Annotated in this window: 1 protein-coding gene and 1 pseudogene; one reads left to right on the plus strand and one right to left on the minus strand. The window is 38.5% G+C overall.

The genetic code is table 11. The features are described from left to right. Positions 1-605, minus strand: a pseudogene (locus ACT3RM_RS17680) (hypothetical protein); the annotation flags it as partial. Positions 606-861: 256 nt separating this feature from the next. Between ACT3RM_RS17680 and ACT3RM_RS17685 the strand changes: the two are divergent. Continuing rightward, positions 862-1,758, plus strand: an 897-nt coding sequence (locus ACT3RM_RS17685; RefSeq protein WP_444511490.1) for a M16 family metallopeptidase, incomplete at its 3' end; no start/stop codon positions are given.

Raw genomic sequence — 1,758 nt, forward strand, 5'->3', positions numbered from 1 at the left:
CTAGTAATTAAATCAATAGTTGCTTGCGCGTCGTAAACAGCTTGCGATATAAAAAACTGGCAGCCTTGTGCTGTTTTCTCTATTAAGCGTTCGTGCTCATTTCGTTTACTTGAGTGGCGCTCGGCAATCGTAACGCCACCTAAAAAGAAATCATCTGATTGCTCAGCCAATGCTTTATACGCATCGGGCAGGCTTAGCTTTATATCGCCTATCGATGATGGGCTACCTACTAAAACAACATTTTGTAAATCGAAGTCTTTTTTAGTTTCACTTAGCCAATCTTTAAATTGAGCAACACCGCGTTGTGCCACACTTTTGTAGGTGATCACATCAAGCTGAGATAAGTTACGAAGTAGATTGCTGTATTCACGCGGGTCAACCGTTTTCTTAAACGGGAATGGGCGAGTTTGATCGGTACGGCTGCTTTCATCTTGAATGTCGTAAACTATTACGCCATCGTATTCAATTTCATGCAAACGTCCCAATAGCTTTTGCGCTATAGTCTCAAGCTGAGCTTTATCGGTACCAATTCTCGGGGGAGTTGTGCCAATTAAATACACGCCTTGATTGGTGTCTTCAATTTTCTCTTGTAGTGATAAAGCCATAATCCTCATTCCAGCCAATTAGATGTCTATGCAGATAATATAACAGCCATTTAGACGTCTAGATAGAGCTTTATAGTGAAACTTCCTCAATTAATATGAGTTTATTTCATGTTGGTATGAGCGTATCTTTAAAATTAACATATCTATTTACATTAAATATACCCGCAGGGCTCTGATTTCATCTAACTTTGTTGCATAATCAACATGTATATAAAAATTCATAACTATAAAAATATTCAACTAACAAGGGATAACAATGAAATTTAAATTATTAGCGACCAGCCTCGCGGTAACGCTGGCACTAAGTGGCTGTGTTAGTAATAGCACGACGACAGTTAAAGAAGCACAAATAACACAAGGCTCAGAGAATACTGCAAATGATAAAGTATTTTCACAAGACTATTTACTTGAAGAGCTCGATAACGGCTTACGCGTTATGGTGGTTAAAACCGATTATCCCGATGTTGTGTCACTGCAAATTCCAGTATCGGTTGGTTCACGTAACGAAGTAGAAGCGGGTAAAACCGGCTTTGCTCACTTTTTTGAACACATGATGTTTAAAGGCTCTGAAAAATACCCTGAAGATGTGTATTCTGACATATTAAAAAATTCAGGTGTTGATAACCGCGCTTATACAACAAACGATTACACAAACTACCATTTAAATTTTTCAAAGCAACACCTTGATAAAGTACTTGAAATTGAAGCTGATATTTTCCAAAACTTAACGTATTCAGAAGAGCAGTTCCGAACTGAGGCGTTAACAGTTAAAGGTGAATACCTGAAAAATAATGCCAGCCCAGTACGTAAGTTGTTATCGGCGGTGCGTAATGAAGCGTTTGAAAAACATACCTATAAACATACCACAATGGGCTTTTTTGAAGACATAGAAGCTATGCCTGATCAAATGGCGTACGGTAAAGAGTTCTTTGATAAGTTTTATAAACCTGAATATGTGTCGTTAGTCATTGTTGGTGATGTAGACCCACAAGCGACAATGGCGATGGTCAAAAAGCATTGGGGAAAATGGAAAAAAGGCGATTATGTTGCTGATATTCCTGTAGAACCAAAGCAGCAAGCAGCTAAATATATACACGAGCAAAATAAAGGATTACCAGGGCATTGGTTGTTAGTGTCTTATAAGGGCACACCG

The sequence above is a fragment of the Pseudoalteromonas sp. AOP7-A1-14 genome, assembly GCF_052376275.1.
Classification (GTDB): domain Bacteria; phylum Pseudomonadota; class Gammaproteobacteria; order Enterobacterales; family Alteromonadaceae; genus Pseudoalteromonas.